The following is a 17,662-nucleotide window of genomic DNA, read 5'->3' as shown; positions in this document are numbered from 1 at the left end:
TGCCCCCTTTTCAGGCCACCTCGGCCAGGCGTTCCGGGCGGTCCGCGCCGCTCCGGACAGCGGCCCCGCGGTCCTCGCGGTCCTTGCGGTTCTCGCGGTCACCGGGGTTGCCACGGTCCTCGTGGTCCCCGCGGTCTCCGCCGTCGCCGTCGCTCAGGGCGCGGCGGTCGAGCTTGCCGGAGCCGGTGTGCGGCAGCTCCGCGACGAACCGGATGTCGCGCGGGCACTTCTGCGGCGCGATCCTGGATTTCGCGAACGCCCGCAGCCCCTCGGCGGACACCTCCCCGTCGGCCACGACGTAGGCCCGCAGCCGGGTCAGGCCGTCCACCCGGTGGCCGACGACCGCGCACTCCGTCACGGCGGGGTGGCCCAGCAGGCAGTTCTCCACCTCGGCGGGCGCCACCCAGATACCGCCGATCTTCAGCATGTCGTCGGCCCTGCCGCGGTAGTAGAAGTAGCCCTCGGCGTCGCGGGTGAACAGGTCGCCCGAGCGCACCGTGTGCTCGCCGACGAACGTCTCGGCCGACTTCTCCGGCTCCTGCCAGTAGGCCAGGGCCACCGTCTCGCCGGTCACCTCCAGCAGCCCGGTCTCGCCGTCCGGCAGGGTCCGGCCGTGCCGGTCCACCACCCGGGCGCGGTAGCCGGGCACCACCCGGCCCAGGCTGCCGGGGCGTGCCTGGCCCGGCCGGTTGGACAGGTAGATGTGGTACGCCTCGGAGGAGCCGATGCCGTCGACGATCTCGACGCCGAAGGTGTCCAGCCACCGGCGGTGCAGCTCCTCCGGCAGCGACTCGCCGGCCGACGTGCACAGCCGGATCGAGCTGAGGTCCTGCCGGGCGGCCTCGGGGTGGGCGATCATCGCGCTCATCATGGTCGGCACGTTGACCAGGATGGTCGGCCGGTACTTCGCGATCAGCTCGAAGATCCGGTCGGCGGTGCTGCGCTCGGGGAAGACGATCCCGGCCGCGCCCACCCCGAACGGGAACAGCGCGGTCAGATCGCGGGCGTAACCGAAGAACAGCTTGGGCACCGGCAGCACGACGTCGTCGGGCCGGATGTCCAGCACGCCGCGGGCGTACCACTCGAAGCTCAGCAGCGGGCTGCGCGCCGGCAGCACGCACGCCTTGGGCGCGCCGGTGCTGCCGGTGGTGAACTTCCAGATGGCCACGTCGTCGCGCGTCGTCTCCGCCTGGACCGGCTCGGCCGGCTGCGCGGCGACGAGGGTGGCGAAATGACGCTCGCCGGGACGCAGGTCCTCCTCGGGCACCCCGACCACCAGCAGGTTCGTCACCCCCGCCTCCCGCAGCCGGTCCAGGGTCACCGCGTCGGCCACCACGACGGCGGGCTCGGCGTAGTCGGCGAAGTAGCGGTAGTCCTTGGGCTGCAGGTAGGTGTACACCTCGGCGGTGACGGCGCCGATCCGCTGCGCGCCGTACCAGGCGGCGACGAACTCCACCCCGTCGCCGAGCGCGAGCAGCACCCGGTCGCCGCGCCGCACGCCCAGCGCGCGCAGCGCGTTGCCCACCCGGCCGGCCAGCGCCCGCAGCTCGCCGTAGGTGACGGGACCGGCGTCGGTGAGGAGCGCGGTCCGCTCGCCGGGGTTGCGGTCCAGGAAACGCTCGGCGACGTTGAAGCGGGGAGCGTCGTCATGGCGACCGTGGACATCGAAGCCGGGCGGCGCGGTGACGGAAACGTCCATGGGAAACCTGCCTCGTGGCTGGTGATTCGTCCTCGTGCCACCCACGATGCATTCCGGGCGGAACGCCGGACAGGCGAAACGGAGGCAGCAAAATGGCCGCGGCTGACAGGTTCCTGCCAGTCGCCGGACCGCCCCGGGGCGCCCGCTCGACGTCCCCCGCGCGCCCGCGCGGGCGCAGCGGGGTCCGGGAAGGTGCCGGCATTCCGGGCGTCCCCGCGCACCCGCGGGCGGGGTGCAGCCCGTCCGAGGCGAAGGAGCCGAAGCGTCATCCCCGCGCCCCGCCGCGCACCCCCTGCGCGGCTCCGGACACCCCTGCCCAAAGGGGGACGTCCCGCCATATCTTCTCGCGGATTGCTGCATGGGCTCCGCCGCGTTGACCTCCCACGGGACCGGCGTGCTGTACTGGGTCCCGTACCGGCCCCCGTACCGTTTCCGACACCGGGAAGGGAAGCCGGTCGGCGGAGAAACCCCGGCCCGCGGCCGACCGACGCAGCCCCTTTCCGCGAGGTGAGCGGCGGCCGCGGGGCCGACGGCCTTCACTCCGGGCCCCCACGGGCCGGGATCTGTGAGGAGGAGGGACCGATGGCGTCCACATCTGCGGAATCCCGGCCGGCCACGGCACCGGAGGCGGCATCCGGAACGGCGGGGGAGGTGGCCGGCTGCCTGGGCGGCACGGTCCACCTGGCGCACGCGCAGGCGTCGCCCGCCGCGCCCGCCGTGATCGCCGCGGGCTTCTCCGCCTACGCGGCCCGGACCAGGGCGCGGGCCCGCGCCACCGCCCTCGACCTCCTGCACCGCCTGCCGCCCGGACCCGAGCCCGTGCCCGTGGCCGGTCCCGGCGGGCGGCGGCTGAGGCTGACCGACTTCGTGTCCGGCCCGCCGGAGGACGGGCCGGTCGTCGTGGGCACCGGCCTGCTGACCGGGGAGCGCTACCTCCTGCCGGCCGAGGTCTGCCGGCTGGGGGAGAGCGACGGCGCGGTCGAGCCCACCGAGGTCGGCGTGGTCGACAACGGGGTCTCCGCGGCGGTCGCCGAGCTGCTCGCCCACGACGTGGTCACGCGCTGGTGGGCCGACCCCCGGCAGCGGATCCTCCGGGTGTCCCGGTATCTCGACCGGCTGCTTCCCCCCGGGGTCGTCGAGGCCGCGTCCGGCCTGGGCCTGTGGGTGTCGGCGTTCGTGCTGCCCGCCCCCGGCGCCCGGATCGCCCTGGTCGGCGTGGGCGGCGAGGGGGCGACCATGGCCGCCGCCGCGGCGCGGACGGTCAAGGAGGCGGTCGGCGAGGCGTTCCTGCGGGCGATGGCGTCCCGCGCCCAGCCGTGGGACGAGTTGCCGGCCGGCGACTCGCTGCGCCGCCTCGTGGTCTGGCACCGCGAGGCCGACTACCTCGCCTACCTGGAGCGGTCGGCCGTCGACGCCGGCTCGCGGCTCCTCGGCGAACCCGGCGGGCTGCGGCCGTCCAACTGGGCGGACGTCGCGTCCCGGCGGTTCGGGCACGAGCCGGTCGCCGTCATGGCCGGGCCGTCCCGCCAGGTCGTCAAGGTGGTCTGCCCGGGCGCCGCCTGCCACCGGCCGGTCCCGCCGGGCACCGTACTGCCGTGCCCGGTCAACTGACCCCTCCTCCCCGGGCGTACGGTGGCCCTCGACGTGCGGAGGACGCCGCCGATTGACGGGGCGGCCGGCGGTCGGTGAACCTGACGGTCCGCGACCGCCGCCGGGAGCGGACGCGGTGAGCCGGGAGGGGACGCGGTGACCATGGACGGCGTGAGAGGCTCGGCCCCCGCCACGGAGATGCTCGCCGGGACGACCGGCTGGCTGCTGCACGAGGCGGCCCGGCGGGTCGTCGCCGAGACGGAGGAGGCGCTGCGGGGCGAGGGCCTGCGCTGGCGCGACTACGGCGTGCTCGGCCTGCTGCAGGCCGCGGGCCCGCTGTCCCAGCAGGAGATCGGCCGCCGCCTGGGGGTGGACCGCTCGACCATGGTCCACCTCATCGACGCCCTGGAGGAGAGAGGGCTGGTCGATCGCGCGCGTGATCCCGCCGACCGCCGCGCCTACGCCGTACGGCTGACCGGCGCGGGTCATGCCCTGCTCGCCGACGTGCTGCGCCCGGTGACCGAGACGGTCCACGACCGGCTGCTCGGCGGCCTGACGGCCGAGGACCGGGCGCACCTCGACCGCGTTCTTGCTCACCTGGCCGTGCAGGGGGTCATCGGCTAGATATGCCGATTTACTGATTATCTCTTTGTTGTTAGATTGTAGGCAGGCGCACCTGTATGGCGGGGCGGTTCGCCCGCCTTTGGGGACGGGTGCGCATGGCCGGGAGGTGAGCCGTGGACGTGTCCGTCATCGGCATCTCGCCGGAGGCGGTGGAGATCTATCGATACTTCCTCCGGCACCGGGGGGAGGGCGTCGACTCCGTTCCCGAGGCGTTGGGCCTCGATCCGGATCTCGTGGAGTCCACCGCCGAGACACTCGGCCGGCTGGGTCTGCTCGACCTGCACGACCGGCACCGGGTCGTGGCCACCGAGCCGCGGATCGGCATCGAGCGCCTGGTGGAGAAGCGGCTCAACGAGCTCAACGCCGAGGTCCTGCGCGTCCTCGCGGCGCGCGACGCCATCTCGGTCTTCATGGAGGACAAGCAGGAGGGGGAGCGCGCCGCGACGGCCCTCGACATCGAACGGGTCGAGGGCGCCGACCGGGTCCGCCAGCGGCTCGACGACCTCGCCTTCTTCTCCTACAAGGAGACGCTCTGCCTGCACCCCGGCGGGCCGTTCAGCCGGGTGATGATCGAGTCGGCGCTGCCGCTGGACACCCGCTCGCTGCGCCGCGGCCTGTCGATCAAAGGGGTGTACCACCCCAAGGCGCTCGAAGACGCCTTCATGCTCTCCTACCTCCGCGAGCTGGTCAGCCTCGGCGGCGAGGTGCGCATCACCGAGCAGCCCATGGACCGCATGCTGATCTACGACCGCAGCGTGGCGGTCGTGCCGATCGACCCCAAGGAGAGCGCCAGGGGCGCCCTGCTGGTCAGGGAGCCGGGCCTGGTGTCCCAGCTCGTGATCTACTTCGAGGGCATGTGGAAGTCCGCCGTCGACCTCCGCGAGTTCATCGAGCCCTCCACCGAGCAGCCGTTGCTCTCGGAGATGGAGCAGCGGGTGCTGGAGGTGATGGCCACGGCCGACAAGGACGAGATCGCCGCCCGCGAGCTGGACATCTCGGTGCGGACCTACCGCCGCTACGTCGCCGACCTCATGGCCCGTCTCGGCGCGGTCAACCGCTTCCAGGCCGCGCTGCGCGCCAAGGAGGAGAACTGGATCTGACCGGCCGCCGCGCGTCCCCTCCCCCCGGGACGTTCCGGTTCTCCGGGGCGCCCCGGATGTCTCAAGCGCCTCGGACGTCTCAAACGTCCTGAGCGTTTCAGGCGTCGAAGCGGCGGCGGGACGCCTCGATGTGGCCGAGGTACCGGTGGGTCCAGCCGCACATCTCGTTGGTCATCTCCCACAGGGCCCGGCCCGGCTCGGTGAGGGTGTACTCGACCCGCGGCGGCACGGTGGGGTGGACGTTCCGCTCGACCAGGCCGTTGCGCTCCAGCATGCGCAGGTTCTGGGTGAGCATCTTGTGGCTGATCCCCTCGACGCCGTCCCGCAGCTCGCTGAAGCGCAGGGTGCGTTCCCCCAGAGCCTCGATGATCAGCAGCGCCCACTTGTTGGCGACGTCCGAGAAGATCTCGCGCGCCAGGGAGTCGGCGCGTGTCAGGTCCGCGTCCGCGGGCGAGCCCTCGAACTGCTTGGTCACCATGAGGTTCCCCAGTCACTGAAAAGTGCGTTCTTCCATGTCAGCGCACACTCTCCTACAGTTCCCCAGTAACCGCAAGAGACCACGAGCGTCGTGGTCCGATGCAAGCGAGCCCCTGGGCTCTCATGACGAGGAGACGAGTGGCATGGCCATCACCATGATGAACCCCGGCGGACTGCCGGAAATCGACGTCTACCGGCAGGTGTCCATCGCGTCGGGGTCGAAGCTGGTCTTCGTCGCCGGGCAGGTCGCCTGGGACGCCGACGGGGTCACGGTCGGCGAAGGCGACCTGGCAGCCCAGGTCGAACAGTGCTACCTCAACATCGGCACCGCCCTGTCCGGGGCCGGCGGTTCCTTCGACGACGTCGCGAAGCTGACCGTCTACGTCGTCGACTGGACCCCCGACAAGATGCCCCTGCTCCTGGAGGGGATCACCCGGGCGTCCGCGAAGCTGGGGATCACCCCGGTGCCGCCGGCCACGCTGCTGGGTGTCGCGGCACTGGACGTGCCCGACCACCTGGTCGAAGTCGAGGCCACCGCGATCATCGACTGACCGCGGCGACGCGGGCGGACGTCCCTCTACGGGGTCCGGCCCGCCGACCGGCGGGGACGCCGGACGGGTGCCAGGCCGGGGGAACCACCGCGGGCGGAGACGCCGGCGGGGGAGTCGTGAGGGAGGGGAGGACCACGGCGCGGGGCCCGTGCGATCAGAGCCCGTGCGATCGGGACGCGCCTGAGCGTGGTCCGCCTGAGCGTGGTGCGCGCGATCGGGGCGCACGTGGGTGTGGCGCACGTGGGTGTGGTGCGCGTGAGCGGGTCCGCCGCTCCGGGCGAGGTTTCCGGGGAGGCCGTACCGGCGGGGTCGACACGCCGCTCGATGGCCTCGGGGGGACTCTGCCCGCCGCCCCGGCTCTCTTAGGCCCTTTCCGGACCTTTCTCGTCTCTCCTCGCGGTTTCCGCTCCTCCCGTACGGGGGGTCCGGCCCTTCTCCCGTACGGTCCGCGTCCCGCCTTCCTGTGCGCCGTCTTCCCCGTCCCGGTTCTCCGCGTTTCGCCTTTCCGCGCCTTCGGCGCGGCGTGCCGCCGGGGGCGCCGCCGGTCAGCCCCAGGTGTTGCCGGGGCCGCCCTGCGGGGCGGAGCCCCAGGTGTTGCCGGGGCCCTCCGCCAGGACACCCCAGGTGTTGCCGTCGCCCTGGGCGGCGGAACCCCAGGTGTTGCCGTCACCCTGCGCGGCCGCGCCCCAGGTGTTGCCGTCGGCCAGCACCGCCGCGTGCCGCCCGCCGGCCTGCCCGGCCACCGCCTCGGGGGCGCCGGCCGCGAAGGTCAGCACCAGCGCGCCGGAGGCGACCGCGACGGCGCCCTTGACGATGTTCCTGTAGTTCGCCGGGAAGGCGGTCAGGTTCTTCATATCACTGCCTCTTTCTCGTTCTTCGTTTTCTCGGCGAGTCGTCCTCGCACAATCAACTCTGCGTTCCCGGAAGGGCCCGGACCAGGCTTGGCGGAGGCAGCAAGTTGCATACCGGTTACCACTTCCTGCCAGTCCCCTGCCCCGGGAGAAGGGCCTTGTGACAGCAATCGGCCACGCATTTCCGGGAAGGGCCGGACGGCCCGTGAAGTGCGCGTTCGGCGGCAAGCACAACAGGAGATGACACCGGACGGCCCGCCGCCTTTGACTGGTGGGGATTGGGAGAGGTGAACCGATGCTCGTAACTGTCACCGGCGGCACCGGATTCGTCGGCGCCCATTCGATCGCGGCGATGGTGAGCGCGGGCCACCGGGTCCGCATGCTGGTCCGCGACCCCTCGAAGGTGGAGCGCGCGCTGGCGCCCCTGCACGTCGAGCCGTCGGCCGTGGACGTGGTGGCGGGCGACGTGACCGACGAGAGAAGCGTGGCCGGGGCCGTGCGCGGGGCCGACGCGGTGCTGCACGCGGCGTCGGTCTACTCCTTCGACAGCAGGCTGCGGGCGCGGATGCGCCGGGTCAACGAGCGCGGCACCGAGGTCGTCCTCGGCGCCGCGCGGCGCGCCGCCGGCGGGCCGATCATCCACGTCTCCACCGTCGTGGCCCTGGCCCCGGAGCCCTCACGCGACCCGTCGTCCCCGGCACGGCCCGGGACGATCGACGAGCGGTCGCCCGTCGCCCGCCCGCGCGAGACCTACGCGGCGACCAAGGCCGCGGCCGAGCTGGTGGCCCGCCGCCACCAGGCCGAGGGCGCCCCGGTGGTGATCACCTACCCGCCCGCCCTGCTCGGGCCGCACGACCCCAACCTGGGCGACCAGACGGCCAGGCTGCGCGACGCGCTGCGCGGACTGATGCCGCTGTGGCCGGCGGGCGGGTTCCCGCTGGGCGACGTGCGGGACACCGCGGCGCTGCACGCCCGGCTGCTGACCGCACCGGACGCCACGTCCGCCGTACGGGACACCGCGACCATCGCGCCCACCGCGCGCACCGGGTCCGCCCCGCACGCCGCATGTGACGCCGCGCCCGCCGGGCCGGGCGGTCCGGAGACGGGCCGCCACTTCGGGCCCGGCCGGTACGTGACGACCCGGGAGTACGTCCGGGTGCTGCGCGAGGTCACCGGCCGCGCCCTGCCGGCGGCCTTCCTGCCCGCGGCGACGATGATCCCGGTCGGCCTGCTCGCCGACCTGGTGCAGCGGGTGTGGCCGTGGCACATCCCCGCCGAGTACGGCGCCATCCACACCTGCGCCCACGCCGGACGCCCCGCCGGAACCGCCGGCGCGGGCGGGATCACCCCGCGCCCCCTGGCCGAGACCGTCGGGGACACGGTGCGGTGGCTGTGCGAGAGCGGGCACCTGCCCGCCGGTCGCGCCGGCCTCGCCTACCCGGCGCCCGCGCTCGTGAGGTGACGCCCCACGTGGCCGCGGGCGGCCGGGGTCACCCGGCACGCCGGCGCGTGCAACACCTGAGGGAGGATCTCCAGTGAGTATCTCGGAACTCGACGCCGTATCCATACCGGCGCCGGCGCCCGCCAGGGAGGACCTCGCCGTCCGCCCAGTGGCGCCCGCCGGCGACCGGCCCGCCGGGCCCGCAGTGCCCGCCGGCGGCTGTGACGACGTGCCGCCGGCCGCACCCCCCGCGCCGGCCGCCCGGCCAGCGTCCCGCTCCATGCGGGCGCTGCGCGAGGAGCACGGCCGGCTGCGGGACGGCATCGCCGCCGGAAACGGTGAGGCCGTCGCCCGCCAGCACAGGCTCGGCAAGCGCACGGCCCGCGAGCGGCTGGACCTGCTGCTCGACGAGGGGTCGTTCGTCGAGGTGGAGATGTACCGGCGGCACCGGGCGCACGGCCTCAAGATGGAGCGGCAGCGCCCGTACACCGACGGCGTGGTCGCCGGATCGGGCACCATCCACGGCCGCCGCGTGTTCGTCTACGCCCAGGACTTCACCGTCTTCGGCGGCTCGCTCGGCGAGGCGCACGCGCTGAAGATCCAGAAGGTGATGGACCTGGCGATCGCCACCGGCTCGCCGTTCATCGGGCTGAACGACAGCGGCGGCGCCCGGATCCAGGAGGGGGTGATGTCGCTCAACGGCTACGGCGGCATCTTCCAGCGCAACGTCCAGGCGTCCGGGGTCATCCCGCAGATCAGCGTCGTGCTCGGGCCCTGCGCGGGCGGCGCGGCCTACTCCACGGCGCTGGCCGACTTCACCTTCATGGCCGGTGAGAACGCCCAGCTCTACCTGACGGGTCCCGACGTCGTGGAGGTGGTGACCGGCCAGCGGGTCACCCACACCCAGCTCGGCGGCGCGCAGGTGCACGGCACCCGGTCGGGGGTGGCGACGTTCGTGCACGACGACGAGGAGAGCTGCCTGGCCGAGGTGCGCTACCTCGTCTCGATGCTGCCGGGCAACAACCAGGAACCGCCGCCCCGCCATCCGTCCCGCGGCGCGACCGACGACCCGCGGCCCCGGCTGGCCGAGATCGTGCCCGTCGAGCCGAACAAGCCCTACGACATGCGCCTGGTCATCGCCGAGCTGGTGGACGACGGGGACTTCCTGGAACTGCACCAGGGCTGGGCGCCCAACGTGATCTGCGCGCTCGCCAGGATCGACGGCGAGGTGGTCGGCCTGGTCGGCAACCAGCCCATGGTGCTCGCCGGCGTGCTGGACGTCGCCGCGTCCCAGAAGGCCGCCCGCTTCGTGCGTTTCTGCGATGCCTTCGGCATCCCGCTGGTGACCCTGGTGGACGTGCCCGGCTTCCTGCCGGGCACCGACCAGGAGTACGCCGGGGTCATCCGGCACGGCGCCAAGCTGCTGTACGCCTACTGCGAGGCCACCGTGCCCCGCGTCCAGGTCATCGTGCGCAAGGCGTACGGCGGGGCCTACATCGTGATGGACTCCCGCTCCATCGGCACCGACCTGTCGCTCGCGTGGCCGACCAACGAGATCGCCGTGATGGGCGCCGAGGGCGCGGTGAACGTCATCTACCGCAAGGACCTCGCCGCCGCGGCCGACCCCGCCGCGCTGCGCGCGGAACTGCTCGGCCGGTACGTCGAGGAGCTCGTCCACCCGTACTACGCCGCCGAGCGGGGGCTGGTCGACGACGTGATCGACCCCGTGGAGACCCGGTCGGCGGTCGCCCGCGGGCTGGCGATGCTGCGCGACAAGCGCAGGGCCGGGGCCCGGCGCAAGCACGGGAACGTGCCCCTCTGACATCCGCCGCGCCCGCCCCCCGGAGCCGTGCCTCGAACACCGAGGCACGGCTCCTTCGCGTTCGCCGCCTCACTCTCGCACCACCTCCGCACCGCCCCGTACGCCGGCCCGCGGCACCCCACCCCGCCGCCGCCCCGCACGCCTCGCCCCGCCGCCCCGCACGCTGACTTGTACGCCTCGCCCCGTACGCCGCCCCGCGGCACCCCGCGGCACCCCGCTCCGCCGCCGTCCCGCACGCTGACCCCGTACACCCCGGCGCGTCCCGTACGGCCCCGTCACGCCCGCCGGCCGGTGACAGGATGCGGCTACCCACGTGCAACTTGCTGCCTCGCCGAAGCCTGGTCCCGCCCCATCCCGCATCGCAGAGTTGAGGGTGTGAGAACGAATCACCGACCACGCCGGACGGCGGGGACATCGAAGGGACGATGACCCGGCCCTCATCAGGTGAATTCGGGAGGTTCGCTGGGGCGGCCGTTCATCCGGACGGGCGTGAAACGTCGAGGAACCGGTCTTTTCCGATGGGCCGGTAAATGGGAGAAGGACCGTGGCTCATGCTGGTTCAGTTGACGATGCGCCATATCGACGGGCGACCGATACCGAATTCTCCGGTAGACGGAATCCGGGTTCTGGCGCTTCTTCCGGAGGAATGGCACAAGGACCTCAGGCAGGCGGCCGGTGACATCGTCATCCGGGTACGCGCCGAGGAGGAGGCCACGAGCGCGCAGATCCGCGCCGAGGTGGTCCGGATCCTCGCCAGGCCGGAGGTCAGCCACCTGGAACTGGTGACCTGCCGCGCCCTGTCCGCCGGTCACCGCGAGTAGAACGCTGCGACAAGGAGAAGATCGATGATCACTTCTGTTCTGTCGGCGGGCGAGTGCCACGTGTGGTGGGCCGATCCGCGACAGGGGACGATCGAGGGCCTGACCGAGGTGCTGAGCCCCAGTGAACTGGAGCGGGCGGCGCGCTTCCGGCGCGAGCCGGACCTGCGCCGCTTCCTCACCGGGGCCTGGCTGCTGCGGGTCACGGCCGGCGCCCAGCTCGGCCTCCGCCCGGAGGACGTGGCGGTCGACAGGTCGTGCTCGGACTGCGCCAGGAACCACGGCAAACCGCGGATCCACACCGGCGGACCCCCGCTGCACGTCTCGATCTCCCACTCGGGCGACCGGGTCGGGGTCGCGCTGACGGCCGAGGGGCCGCTGGGCGTGGATGTGGAGGCGGTGCCGACGACCTCGGTCGACGAGCTCGCGCGGTGCGCGCTGACGCCGGCCGAGCGCAGGACCCTGGAGTCGCTCCCCGGCGACGAGCGGTACGAGGCGTTCGCCCGGACATGGGTGCGCAAGGAGGCGGCCCTGAAGGCCACCGGGCACGGGTTGCGGATCTCCCCGGACCGCGTCGAGGTCAGCGGCCCGGACGAGAGGCCCGCGCTGCTGAGCTGGCCGCTGGACGTCCCCGTGGACGGGGTGCGGCTCCTGCCGCTGGACCCCGGATACGGCTACGTCGGGGTGGTGGCGATCCTCACCGGGAACCCCGACGTCCGGGTCGTGGAGTCCGACGCCGCCGTCCTCACCCGGGCCTCCCTCGCCGGGGCATCCGGTAAGGCCGCCTGACGAAAGCTTGACGGGGCCCGGCGCCGGATTGCTGAATGGCGATGGGCGTCGCCATCACCGGACCTTCGACAACGACGATGTCCCACCGCCGGAACGCGCCTCCCACGAGGCGCGGAACGGCCGGAAGCAGGGGAAACGGACTCCTCATGAAGAACTTCGTTCTCATCCCCGGCCCGTGGATGGGCGCCTGGGCCTGGGAGCCGGTGGCGCGGCGCCTGCGCGGCCACGGCCACCGGGTCCACGCGGTCACGCTGCCGGGCCTGACCACCGCCGAGGCCGACGTCGCCGACGTCGGGCTGGAGACGCACGTCGGCCACGTCCTGGCGACCATCGAGAGGGACGACCTGCGCGACGTCATCGTCGTGGGGCACAGCTACTCGGGCATCGTGGCCGGCCTGGTGGCCGACCGGGCCCGCGACCGGGTGGCGCACACGGTGTTCGTCGAGGCGTTCCTGCCCCACGACGGCAAGTCGATGCTGCACGCCTTCCCCGAGCGCCTGCGCGCCGAGGAACTGCGGCTCATCGCCGCCAACAACGGCCGCTGGCCGGCTCCCGACGCGTCGGTCGTGGCCGACGGCCAGGGGCTCTCCCGCCGCCAGGCCGGCTGGCTCGCCAGGCGCTTCGTCGGCCACCCCGGGCGCACCGTCGCCGAGTCCGCCGTCCTGACGCGCCCGCTGGCGCAGCAGCGGGCCACCTACGTCATGTGCTCGATGGAGCACTTCGGCGGCCGGGTGTCCGCCGACGTCTCGGCCATGCGCACCGCGCCGACCTGGGACTTCCGCACCATCGACACCGGCCACTGGCCCATGGTCTCGGCCCCCGGCCATCTCGCCGCCCTCCTCGACCAGGTCGCGGCCCGGCACTCCTGAGCCCCCGGAAGGGCCGGCCGTGAGAACACCCGCGACCGCGCGACGAGGGCCCGGCCGCCGGCCGGGCCCCCGCACCGGCCCTCAGCGGACCGGTTCCGACTCCCGCGGTTCCGGGCGGCCCGCGTCACCGGGCGTCCCGGGTGCCCCGCGGCCGGTGAGCGCCCGGCGCAGCGGCCCGCCGTACAGGTACACCGGGATGGCGACCCCGATCAGGAGCAGCAGCCCGGTGAAGACCCACTCCATGGAGCCGCCCGGGCCGTACACCTGGCGGGGACGGCCGACGTCCACGGCAGGGGTCTCCTGCCCGGTCCGCAGCGACTCGCGTGAGCTCCCGTACATCGCGACATCGGTCTTGCGGACCGTGCCGTCGGCGGACCGGAAGTCGCCCATCCAGGTGCAGGACTCGTGCCCGGGGTGCTGGATGCACTCGAGCTGCCGCGCGGTGAACCGGCCGCCGATCCCGTCGGCCCGCGCGGCGCGGACGACCGGGCCGATGTTCGGAACGGCCAGGTAGAGCAGGAAGATCGCGACGAACGTCAGGACCGTGTTGAAGAAGGGGGAGCGCCTCCTCGCCGCGGGCCCGCCGTGCCGCCTCACCACTGGTGCGCGACCGCGCAGGTGCACCGCATCAGCGAGCGCTCCGACGCGCGGGGACGCCGGTGGAGGACCATCGCGACCACCATGGGGACGAACACGAGGGTGTTGTAGAACAGGTGCAGTTCCACCCGCGGGATCAGGAGCTGGATGATGCTGGTCACAGTGGGACGTCCCAGCAGGTGGTAGCCGCTGATCGCCTGGCTGAGCAGCAGCAGGTGCTCGAAGTGGTGCCAGACCTGGATACCGAGGGAGATGTTCCACCAGGTGCGTGACCTGCCGGTGAAGCCGTGCCGCAGCAGGATCAGGCCGATCAGCATGAGCAGCGCGTAGCCGTAGTGCATCCACTCGGAGGTGACGAGCCAGGGGAACGGCAGGCCCAGGACGCCGCGTGCCTCCGAGAGCGGCCAGCCGAGGACGTAGATCTGGATGGCCTGGGCGATGTGCTCGGCCCAGTGACCGAGGACGATCAGCATGTAGAGGTTGAGTGCGGTCCTGTGGTGCCGGGTGTTGAGTGCGGAAATCCATCCGCCGGAGGGACGTGCCGAGACTGTCTCGGTTGCCATGCGCGAACCTCGCTTCGGGGGTCGTGACCGTGTGCCGTCACGCGGACCGCGATCCCGGACGCCCCGTGTTCCACATCCCGGTGGCGGGAACCGCGGGCCGCAGGGTCGATTTTTCCGCCGGGCCCCCACGAGTGTTTATCGGCGAGTGCTGACTTTCCAGTGCCCCGGTGTGAATTTCCGGCCTGACGCCGGGCCGCGGCCCGGTTCGGACCGTGGGCCCGGTCCAGGCGGTGGGTCCGGGCGGTGGGTCCCGGCGGCGGCCCGGTCCGGGCGGGTTCAAGCCGGCGGGCCGCGCACCGGTTCCCCGGTGCGCGGCCCGCCGTCCCTCAGGCGCACTCAGGCGCTCTCAAGCGTTCTCAGGCGCTCGCTCGGACGCTCTCTCAGTCGTCCCAAGGCGCTCTCGGGTGCTCCTCTCAGGCGTTACGGCCGCGGCGCAGGCCCAGCACGCCGGCCACGGCGCCGACGAGCCCGAGGACCAGACCGGCGACGCCCAGCGCGCGGGCGGTGCCGTCGGAGGAGTCCGCGCCGGAGGCCGCGACCGCGGTGACCGACGGCGCGGCAGGCGAGGCGTCCGTCGCGGCCGGGGCCGCCGAGGGGCTCGCCGTACCGGTGCCGTGGCCGTCGCCGCCGGCGGCCGGGGTGAGCCGCAGCACCGGGGCCGGGTGTTCCGGCTCGGAGCCGTCGGCCTTGGGCTCGTCGGCCCACTTGACGACCTCGCCGCCGTCGTAGGTCTGGGTCGTGGGGAAGAGGAGGCGGTCGGTGTCCTCGGGCAGCGCGCCCATGGACACCTCGAACTCCTGGAACTGGCCGGGCTCGATCTTCCCGCCCGACCAGGTCACCTTGGTGACGGCCTCGGTGATCTCGCCGTACTCGGTGGTGACCGGCTTGGGCAGCTTGCCCTCGGTCACCTTGACCTTCCAGCCGGGCACCGGCTTGACCGAGACGAACGGCAGCGGGTGGTCGAGCGGGAAGGACACCTCGACCTTGCTCGTCGAGTCCTTGTCGCGCTCGTTGGGGACCCGGAAGGCGACCTTGGTGAAGCCGCCCTGCTCGGCGGTGCCGGGGTTGATGCTCACGTGCGCGAGCGCGGGCACGGCGAGGCCGATGGTGAGGGCGGCGGCGCCGGCGGTCACGGCGGCCAGGCGGCGGAACGCTGCGGGGAACGACATGGGATTCTCCACTTCGGGGTTCGGGACGTTCGGAGGAGGCGCGGAACCCCGCGACGGGACCACGGCGCGCACCGATCACGGGCGTGCACTGATCACGGGCGTGCGCCGATCACGGGCGTGCGGCGGCCGGCGGCGGTCACGCCGCGCACGGACGCGGGCGCGGTGGCCGCCGCCCGGCGCGGAACGGTTCCCGCGCGAAGGGACGGATTCCGCGGTGCCGGGAAGGCACGGGAAAAGAGATCAGGCGGCGGGGAGTGGAGGGCCGCGCCGGCTGACGATGTGCCGCAGGACGCCCCGCGCCGGGAGGAGCGGGACGGAGGCGACGGCCGCGCGCGGGGGAGCGGGCGGCATGGCGGGGGAGGGGAGCAGCCGCAGCGCCGCGCCGAGGCGCCGGCCCGCGGCGCGCAGCAGCGTCCACAGGGCGGCCTCGCCGCGGGCCAGCCACCAGCCGGTGAGCAGCGTGGCGGTCAGATGCGCGAGAAGCATGCCCAGCCCCTCGCCCAGACCCCGGCCGTGGGAGTGCGTGACCAGGGAGATCCCCGAGGGGTCGCCGTAGGCGAACAGCTCGTGCAGGACGAGCTGCGCGGCCGCCAGGCCGGCGCTGATCACCGTGGCGGAGCGCTCGCGCCCGGCGAGCGCCGCCGTCGCCGCCGCGACGGCCGTCCAGGCGGCGGCCACCGCCTGCGGCTCGGGCCCGGACCCGCCCGCGGCCCGGTGGCCGGCGACGGCCAGTGCCACGCACACGGCCGAGAAGGCCGCCGCGCGGGCGAGGCGCAGGGGGAGGTGGGCGCGCATGGTGCCCCCATGTTCTCACGTACCGTCAACGCCTGCCTTTTCCGGTCTTTTGCAGCTATGGTTGCCGCGAGCACGGCAGACAGTTCGTAGCTAGGCGGGGTCAATGCGACATTTTTCCGGTTTGCTGGTCGGGCTGCTCCTCACCGCCGCCCTGCTGGGCGGAGCCGGCTGGGCCGTACAGGAGGGACTGTCTGCGGCGGCGGCCTTCGCGCTCGGCGGCCCGAGGTCCTGGACCGCGCTGGGCGTCATGGCGGGCGTCGGCCTCCTGCTCGGGCTGGTGGCCTCCGGCCGGGTCTCCCCGATGGCCGCGTTCGTCCCGTCGATCGTCCTGCTCGCCTGGACCGTGGTCTACGCCCTCGACCCCGCCCGCGCCACGGACCTGGTCCCGCGCGACCCCTCCCTGCCCGCCGCGCTCCTGCAGGCCGGCCGGGGCATGGGCGTGCTGCTGGCCGCCGGCGTCTACGCCCTCGTGGGCGTCGCACTCTTCCTGCCCGTCCTCATGCCCTCCCGCTGGGCGCCCCGGGTCCGCGACGACGACTACGACGACCACTGAATGCGGGCCGGTGCTCCGGCCGTGATTCCGGCGGGGTGCTTCTCGGCCGTGAGCGGCGTGTTCCGCCGGGCGCGAAGGCGGCCGGGAGACCACTCGAATCGTCCGGCTCGCGCGGCTCTCGCCGCCGAGTGGGCCGACAGGTCGCCGGCGGGTGCGGCCGGGTCATGAGGGCGTCCCGAGCAGCATCGCGGCGGCGGCGCGTGCGTGCCGGGCCGGTGCGGGGTCGCCGCTGATACCGGCGGTCACGATGGCCCCTTCGGCGAGCAGGAAGATGGGTTCGGCCGCCGACGTCCCGGTGGCGTGGACCCACCCGGCGATCTGGTCGTGGAACGCCTGTTTGTGTGACCGGACCTCGGCGAGCACCGCCTCGGACGAGGAGCCGAGTTCGCCGTGGGCGTTGATCCAGACGCATCCGCGGAAACCGGGCTCGGCGAACCAGTCCGTGAGCCAGTCGAAGACCGCCAGGACCCGCTCCCGAGGATCCGCGACCTGCTCCACACGGTCCGCCAGACTCCTCCGCCAGCGCTGATCCCGGCGTCGGAGCATCGCGACGACGAGGTCCTCCTTGGCGGCGAAGAGCCGATAGATCCGCTTGAGCGGCAGGTCGGATGCCGCACGGATCTTGTCCATGCCGACCGCCTGAATCCCTCGCTCGTAGAACAGCCTCTCCGCCACGTCGAGCAGCGCCTCACGGTCCAGTCGCGTCTGTTCGTCGCTGATCGGGGCCGGCATCCGCACCTCCTTGACACTGAGAACGATCGTTCTCTATCTTAGGGCACCCATCGCTTGAGAACGATCGTTCTCTACCTGGGGAGGTCCCATTGTCAGAAGATCGCCCGCCCTATCCGCCGTTCACCCGCGAGGCGGCCCTGCGGAAGGTCCAGGCGGCCGAGGACGCATGGAACACCCGCGATCCCCACCGCGTGGCGTCGGCCTACACGCCGGACTCGCTGTGGCGGAATCGAGACACGTTCGTCAGAGGCCGGGAGGAGATCGTCGCCTTCCTGGCGCGCAAGTGGGAACGCGAACTGGACTACGCGCTGCGCAAGAGCCTCTGGGCATTCGAGGGCGACCGGATCGCCGTCCGGTTCCAGTACGAGTGGCACGACGCGGCAGGCCGGTGGTGGCGTAGCTACGGCAATGAACTGTGGGAGTTCGACGACCGCGGTCTCATGCGACGCCGCGAGGCGAGCATCGACGACGTCGCCATCACCGAGGCCGACAGGCGCATCCACGGTCCCCGTCCCCGGGGCGAACACGGGGCCGACATCCCACTGCGATAGCCCCGCCACCAGGCGCCGGCGTCACCCTTGCCGCGCGGTGTCGCCGCCGTGGCATCGGCCCTCGCCCGCCA

Annotated in this window: 19 protein-coding genes; 11 read left to right on the top strand and 8 right to left on the bottom strand. The window is 73.2% G+C overall.

All coding sequences use genetic code 11. The features are described from left to right. Positions 1 to 10 precede the first annotated feature (10 nt). Positions 11 to 1,699 (bottom strand): benzoate-CoA ligase family protein, encoded by a 1,689-nt coding sequence (locus tag HDA43_RS01615; protein WP_179817958.1) that lies wholly within the window; start codon positions 1,697 to 1,699, stop codon positions 11 to 13. Between the two features lie 582 nt (positions 1,700 to 2,281). Here HDA43_RS01615 and HDA43_RS01610 point away from each other — a divergent pair. The 3 genes from HDA43_RS01610 to HDA43_RS36240 all read left to right on the top strand — a co-directional run bounded on the left by HDA43_RS01610 (position 2,282) and on the right by HDA43_RS36240 (position 5,013). Continuing rightward, positions 2,282 to 3,310, top strand: a complete 1,029-nt coding sequence (locus HDA43_RS01610; RefSeq protein WP_179817957.1) for a hypothetical protein — start codon at positions 2,282 to 2,284, stop codon at positions 3,308 to 3,310. Between the two features lie 141 nt (positions 3,311 to 3,451). Further along, positions 3,452 to 3,913: a MarR family winged helix-turn-helix transcriptional regulator gene (locus HDA43_RS01605; protein WP_179817956.1), complete on the top strand. Its 462-nt coding sequence runs from the start codon at positions 3,452 to 3,454 to the stop codon at positions 3,911 to 3,913. 113 nt (positions 3,914 to 4,026) lie between these two features. After that, complete coding sequence (locus HDA43_RS36240) at positions 4,027 to 5,013, top strand: helix-turn-helix transcriptional regulator (protein ID WP_179817955.1); 987 nt, start codon at positions 4,027 to 4,029, stop codon at positions 5,011 to 5,013. 97 nt (positions 5,014 to 5,110) lie between these two features. On the opposite strand, the gene HDA43_RS01595 is transcribed toward HDA43_RS36240, so the two are convergent. Continuing rightward, positions 5,111 to 5,491 carry a winged helix-turn-helix transcriptional regulator gene (locus tag HDA43_RS01595; protein WP_179817954.1) on the bottom strand — a complete coding sequence of 127 codons (381 nt, stop codon included), beginning with the start codon at positions 5,489 to 5,491 and terminating at the stop codon, positions 5,111 to 5,113. Between the two features lie 142 nt (positions 5,492 to 5,633). On the opposite strand from HDA43_RS01595, the gene HDA43_RS01590 reads away from it, so the two are divergent. Beyond that, the gene (locus HDA43_RS01590; RefSeq protein ID WP_179817953.1) at positions 5,634 to 6,041 is read left to right on the top strand and encodes a RidA family protein; all 408 of its coding nucleotides are present in this window, start codon (positions 5,634 to 5,636) and stop codon (positions 6,039 to 6,041) included. Between the two features lie 545 nt (positions 6,042 to 6,586). Here the strand turns inward: HDA43_RS01590 and HDA43_RS01585 are convergent. Continuing rightward, positions 6,587 to 6,895 carry a hypothetical protein gene (locus HDA43_RS01585; RefSeq protein WP_179817952.1) on the bottom strand — a complete coding sequence of 103 codons (309 nt, stop codon included), beginning with the start codon at positions 6,893 to 6,895 and terminating at the stop codon, positions 6,587 to 6,589. Positions 6,896 to 7,187: 292 nt separating this feature from the next. Between HDA43_RS01585 and HDA43_RS35695 the strand changes: the two genes are divergently transcribed. The 5 genes from HDA43_RS35695 to HDA43_RS01560 all read left to right on the top strand — a co-directional run bounded on the left by HDA43_RS35695 (position 7,188) and on the right by HDA43_RS01560 (position 12,631). Beyond that, the gene (locus HDA43_RS35695; RefSeq protein ID WP_179817951.1) at positions 7,188 to 8,354 is read left to right on the top strand and encodes an NAD-dependent epimerase/dehydratase family protein; all 1,167 of its coding nucleotides are present in this window, start codon (positions 7,188 to 7,190) and stop codon (positions 8,352 to 8,354) included. 259 nt (positions 8,355 to 8,613) lie between these two features. Continuing rightward, positions 8,614 to 10,155, top strand: coding sequence for an acyl-CoA carboxylase subunit beta (locus tag HDA43_RS01575; RefSeq protein WP_179817950.1), 1,542 nt, complete (start codon positions 8,614 to 8,616; stop codon positions 10,153 to 10,155). A gap of 551 nt (positions 10,156 to 10,706) precedes the next feature. Beyond that, entirely contained in the window at positions 10,707 to 10,976 is a 270-nt protein-coding gene (locus HDA43_RS01570; protein WP_179817949.1) for a hypothetical protein, read from the top strand. 24 nt (positions 10,977 to 11,000) lie between these two features. Next, entirely contained in the window at positions 11,001 to 11,762 is a 762-nt protein-coding gene (locus HDA43_RS01565) for a 4'-phosphopantetheinyl transferase family protein (protein WP_179817948.1), read from the top strand. Positions 11,763 to 11,908: 146 nt separating this feature from the next. After that, a complete protein-coding gene (locus tag HDA43_RS01560; RefSeq protein WP_179817947.1) occupies positions 11,909 to 12,631 on the top strand; it encodes an alpha/beta fold hydrolase in 723 nt (240 codons plus the stop codon). Between the two features lie 81 nt (positions 12,632 to 12,712). On the opposite strand, the gene HDA43_RS01555 is transcribed toward HDA43_RS01560, so the two are convergent. The 4 genes from HDA43_RS01555 to HDA43_RS01540 form a co-directional block, all read right to left on the bottom strand. Continuing rightward, positions 12,713 to 13,228, bottom strand: a complete 516-nt coding sequence (locus HDA43_RS01555; RefSeq protein WP_179817946.1) for a hypothetical protein — start codon at positions 13,226 to 13,228, stop codon at positions 12,713 to 12,715. Beyond that, complete coding sequence (locus HDA43_RS01550) at positions 13,225 to 13,791, bottom strand: hypothetical protein (RefSeq protein WP_179817945.1); 567 nt, start codon at positions 13,789 to 13,791, stop codon at positions 13,225 to 13,227. The genes HDA43_RS01555 and HDA43_RS01550 overlap by 4 nt, the downstream gene beginning before the upstream one ends. 413 nt (positions 13,792 to 14,204) lie before the next feature. Further along, positions 14,205 to 14,960 carry a YcnI family copper-binding membrane protein gene (locus tag HDA43_RS01545; protein WP_179817944.1) on the bottom strand — a complete coding sequence of 252 codons (756 nt, stop codon included), beginning with the start codon at positions 14,958 to 14,960 and terminating at the stop codon, positions 14,205 to 14,207. 240 nt (positions 14,961 to 15,200) lie between these two features. Further along, positions 15,201 to 15,755, bottom strand: a complete 555-nt coding sequence (locus HDA43_RS01540; protein ID WP_179817943.1) for an MFS transporter — start codon at positions 15,753 to 15,755, stop codon at positions 15,201 to 15,203. 121 nt (positions 15,756 to 15,876) lie between these two features. On the opposite strand from HDA43_RS01540, the gene HDA43_RS01535 reads away from it, so the two are divergent. Beyond that, positions 15,877 to 16,308 carry a hypothetical protein gene (locus HDA43_RS01535; RefSeq protein ID WP_246423882.1) on the top strand — a complete coding sequence of 144 codons (432 nt, stop codon included), beginning with the start codon at positions 15,877 to 15,879 and terminating at the stop codon, positions 16,306 to 16,308. A 162-nt stretch (positions 16,309 to 16,470) separates the two neighbouring features. Here HDA43_RS01535 and HDA43_RS01530 read toward each other — a convergent pair whose 3' ends face one another. Next, positions 16,471 to 17,040 (bottom strand): TetR/AcrR family transcriptional regulator, encoded by a 570-nt coding sequence (locus tag HDA43_RS01530; protein WP_179817941.1) that lies wholly within the window; start codon positions 17,038 to 17,040, stop codon positions 16,471 to 16,473. An 89-nt stretch (positions 17,041 to 17,129) separates the two neighbouring features. On the opposite strand from HDA43_RS01530, the gene HDA43_RS01525 reads away from it, so the two are divergent. Then, on the top strand, positions 17,130 to 17,591 hold the full coding sequence (locus tag HDA43_RS01525) for a nuclear transport factor 2 family protein (protein ID WP_179817940.1): 462 nt from the start codon (positions 17,130 to 17,132) through the stop codon (positions 17,589 to 17,591). Positions 17,592 to 17,662 lie beyond the last annotated feature (71 nt).

The sequence above is a fragment of the Streptosporangium sandarakinum genome, assembly GCF_013409935.1.
GTDB lineage: Bacteria > Actinomycetota > Actinomycetes > Streptosporangiales > Streptosporangiaceae > Streptosporangium > Streptosporangium nondiastaticum.
This window is presented reverse-complemented; position numbering and strand designations above follow the sequence as displayed.

Coding starts and splice junctions, on each gene's coding strand:
- HDA43_RS01570 (WP_179817949.1), top strand. CDS start 10,707: ATGCTGGTTCAGTTGACGATGCGCCATATCGACGGGCGACCGATACCG.
- HDA43_RS01545 (WP_179817944.1), bottom strand. CDS start 14,960: ATGTCGTTCCCCGCAGCGTTCCGCCGCCTGGCCGCCGTGACCGCCGGC.
- HDA43_RS01550 (WP_179817945.1), bottom strand. CDS start 13,791: ATGGCAACCGAGACAGTCTCGGCACGTCCCTCCGGCGGATGGATTTCC.
- HDA43_RS01590 (WP_179817953.1), top strand. CDS start 5,634: ATGGCCATCACCATGATGAACCCCGGCGGACTGCCGGAAATCGACGTC.
- HDA43_RS35695 (WP_179817951.1), top strand. CDS start 7,188: ATGCTCGTAACTGTCACCGGCGGCACCGGATTCGTCGGCGCCCATTCG.
- HDA43_RS01605 (WP_179817956.1), top strand. CDS start 3,452: ATGGACGGCGTGAGAGGCTCGGCCCCCGCCACGGAGATGCTCGCCGGG.
- HDA43_RS01540 (WP_179817943.1), bottom strand. CDS start 15,755: ATGCGCGCCCACCTCCCCCTGCGCCTCGCCCGCGCGGCGGCCTTCTCG.
- HDA43_RS01565 (WP_179817948.1), top strand. CDS start 11,001: ATGATCACTTCTGTTCTGTCGGCGGGCGAGTGCCACGTGTGGTGGGCC.
- HDA43_RS01530 (WP_179817941.1), bottom strand. CDS start 17,040: ATGCCGGCCCCGATCAGCGACGAACAGACGCGACTGGACCGTGAGGCG.
- HDA43_RS01595 (WP_179817954.1), bottom strand. CDS start 5,491: ATGGTGACCAAGCAGTTCGAGGGCTCGCCCGCGGACGCGGACCTGACA.
- HDA43_RS01615 (WP_179817958.1), bottom strand. CDS start 1,699: ATGGACGTTTCCGTCACCGCGCCGCCCGGCTTCGATGTCCACGGTCGC.
- HDA43_RS01560 (WP_179817947.1), top strand. CDS start 11,909: ATGAAGAACTTCGTTCTCATCCCCGGCCCGTGGATGGGCGCCTGGGCC.
- HDA43_RS01610 (WP_179817957.1), top strand. CDS start 2,282: ATGGCGTCCACATCTGCGGAATCCCGGCCGGCCACGGCACCGGAGGCG.
- HDA43_RS01585 (WP_179817952.1), bottom strand. CDS start 6,895: ATGAAGAACCTGACCGCCTTCCCGGCGAACTACAGGAACATCGTCAAG.
- HDA43_RS01575 (WP_179817950.1), top strand. CDS start 8,614: ATGCGGGCGCTGCGCGAGGAGCACGGCCGGCTGCGGGACGGCATCGCC.